The 2,558-nt window shown below is 42.0% G+C and carries 3 protein-coding genes; all 3 read left to right on the top strand.

Features of this window, described 5'->3' with window-relative positions:
- The first annotated feature begins 241 nt into the window (after window positions 1-241).
- The 3 genes from BM739_RS19690 (at window position 242) to BM739_RS19680 (ending at window position 1,987) form a co-directional block, all read left to right on the top strand.
- Window positions 242-1,222, top strand: a complete 981-nt coding sequence (locus tag BM739_RS19690; RefSeq protein WP_076543307.1) for a protein rep — start codon at window positions 242-244, stop codon at window positions 1,220-1,222.
- A gap of 134 nt (window positions 1,223-1,356) precedes the next feature.
- Complete coding sequence (locus BM739_RS19685) at window positions 1,357-1,596, top strand: hypothetical protein (RefSeq protein ID WP_076543306.1); 240 nt, start codon at window positions 1,357-1,359, stop codon at window positions 1,594-1,596.
- A 139-nt stretch (window positions 1,597-1,735) separates the two neighbouring features.
- Complete coding sequence (locus BM739_RS19680) at window positions 1,736-1,987, top strand: hypothetical protein (RefSeq protein WP_076543305.1); 252 nt, start codon at window positions 1,736-1,738, stop codon at window positions 1,985-1,987.
- Window positions 1,988-2,558 lie beyond the last annotated feature (571 nt).

The following is a 2,558-nucleotide window of genomic DNA, read 5'->3' as shown; positions in this document are numbered from 1 at the left end:
AACACTGAAACCCTTGATATGCCTAGCTTTAAGGGGTAATCTGAGGGGTAAAACAGGGTGGAAACTTTTCACCCAAAATACACGGAAATGATTTTTTTACTTCAGAAGATAGCTGGTGCTTTAAGGGAAGGTTTGGTAGCTAGGGATTAGCCCCCCTAACTACCGTGTAACTGCTTAAGCACATCGCCAGAAGTGCTCAAACATACGCCACTTAAAAACGTACTTTTTAAGGACGACTTACATGATAAGTATATATGATTCCCTGCCTAACGTACAAGGTACGGGTGAAACCCTCCAAGATGGAACTAACGACTGGAGAGGCAGCAAGCTCAAATCAATTGCTATTTCTAAAGCAATGACAAAGGAAACCCTCTTAAAACGCTCACAACGCATGTTTGATTGTGGAAACTACTTAAAGTTTGCATCTGATAATGCAGGAAATATGAAGCTTTATAGGGCTAGTTTTTGTCGTGACCGCATGTGTTCCGCATGTCAGAAACGCAGATCTCTAATGGTTTTTCATCAAGTAAAAGAGGTTTGTAACGCCATCAAAACAGACTTTCCGACTTACCGCTATTTGCTGATCACCCTTACCGTACCGAATGTTAAATCTGACCGCCTAGGGGAAGAAATAAGCCACATGGCTGCTAGTTGGCGACGATTGGCTAGGCGTAAGGAGTTTGGCATTGTTAAGGGCTGGTTTAGGGCGTTAGAGGTTACTTACAACGGTGAGCGTGATGATTACCACCCTCACTTCCATGTTCTGGTTTGCGTTCCATCTGGTTACTTTAAGAAAAATTATATTAAACAGGAGAGGTGGCTTGAGTTATGGCAAGAGGCCACTAAGTACCCTCATATTACTCAAGTTGACGTCAGAGCTATAAAGCCGAACCCTAAACGCCCTGACAGTGACGATATTAGCTCTGCTGCTGCTGAGGTTGGCAAATACGCCACTAAGCCCTCTAACTACGTTATGAAAGCCCCTGATGGTAATTACTATGCATTCACTAAAGTTGTTGAACAGCTAGCTTTCAGCATTAAAGGCCGCAAGCTTGTGGCTTTTGGCGGCCTAATGCTCGATTACTCTAAGAAATTGGATCTTGTTGACGTTGAGTCTGATTCTGTTGATTTGATTAACGTGGGTGAAGATAACACTGAGATAACCGCTGTAATGGTTAAAATATTCCATTGGAATATAGGTTTAAGGAACTACGTTAACTAAGCTCAATGGCTTTGCAGAAAAACCGCTAACTAAGCGGTTTTTTTTCGCCTTTTGATTAATCAAAATTAAAATTTGACATAACATCGTATTTGCAATACGATTAATCAAATATTAAATTTGATTGAGGTTTTAAAGTGAAAAATAGCTCTGTTAATACGCCTGAGGCCATTTTACTTTTTGATTCGGGTTCTTTGACTTCGGCTTATGCTGCGCCCGCTGTGGTCTCTGCTGGATGGCTTTTGCATTTTAAAGCTAAGGGGTGCGTTTATGTTTTGTCTGCTCAGCGTGATGATTTGAGGGTTTTCAAGTCTGCTGATGCTGTTATTTCAACTGCTAATAAGATTGGATTTAAGGAGGTTACTTTTAATTTTTAAGGCTTTAAATGGCTCTACAGCGGCAACACCGGAGCGCCCTTAAGGCGCGGAGGTGTGAAGCGGTTTAGCCTTACATTTAATTCGCCAGGCGCATTCTGAACAATGCGCCTGGCTAACACACTAAACATGGAAAATAGTTATGTATAAATTAGATAATACCACAAATAGCATTGAGTCAACCCTTGATGATGCTCAAGACCTTTTTATCGCAATATCGACTCTTTTAGAAAGCCCTAGGACGGATGACGTTCTCGTTTCGATTAAAGCCCTTATGGATCTTCTTGGTGAGGATTTGCAAACTTTGCAACAGTTGAACTTGTTACAAAATCAAGATTTAGGGGGTATGGGGGACGCCCCCATGCTAAGCGCAGTTGAACTTTCGCCCTGCTAGACGCTTTAAACGAATAGCTTAAATATTCAAACAGACCTTTGACGGCCGAAGGCAAAACCCCCTTAGGCCGTTTCAGTGTTCGATAATGCCAATTAACGCACATTAGAAAGCCCTAACTAACGTAAACGGTTCTATATGGCAGTTGGGGATTTAACGCTCGCTTGGTAATGCTACGGAGTTACGAACCCCCCTTTGCCGGTGTCCAAATGAGGGTTGGATTTAGAGGCTTTTACCTTCTCTTGATAAATTAGAAACTATGGGAGGATTTGCTCAAACACTGAAACCCTTGATATGCCTAGCTTTAAGGGGTAATCTGAGGGGTAAAACAGGGTGGAAACTTTTCACCCAAAATACACGGAAATGATTTTTTTACTTCAGAAGATAGCTGGTGCTTTAAGGGAAGGTTTGGTAGCTAGGGATTAGCCCCCCTAACTACCGTGTAACTGCTTAAGCACATCGCCAGAAGTGCTCAAACATACGCCACTTAAAAACGTACTTTTTAAGGACGACTTACATGATAAGTATATATGATTCCCTGCCTAACGTACAAGGTACGGGTGAAACCCTCCAA

The organism is Shewanella sp. UCD-KL21, from assembly GCF_001957135.1.
Lineage (GTDB): Bacteria > Pseudomonadota > Gammaproteobacteria > Enterobacterales > Shewanellaceae > Shewanella.
The sequence above is the reverse complement of the archived record's forward strand: the minus strand, read 5'-3'. Positions and strand labels throughout refer to the sequence as shown.

Bases quoted from the DNA above. Each gene is read 5' to 3' on its own strand.
- BM739_RS19690 (WP_076543307.1), top strand. From the start codon at position 242: ATGATAAGTATATATGATTCCCTGCCTAACGTACAAGGTACGGGTGAA.
- BM739_RS19680 (WP_076543305.1), top strand. From the start codon at position 1,736: ATGTATAAATTAGATAATACCACAAATAGCATTGAGTCAACCCTTGAT.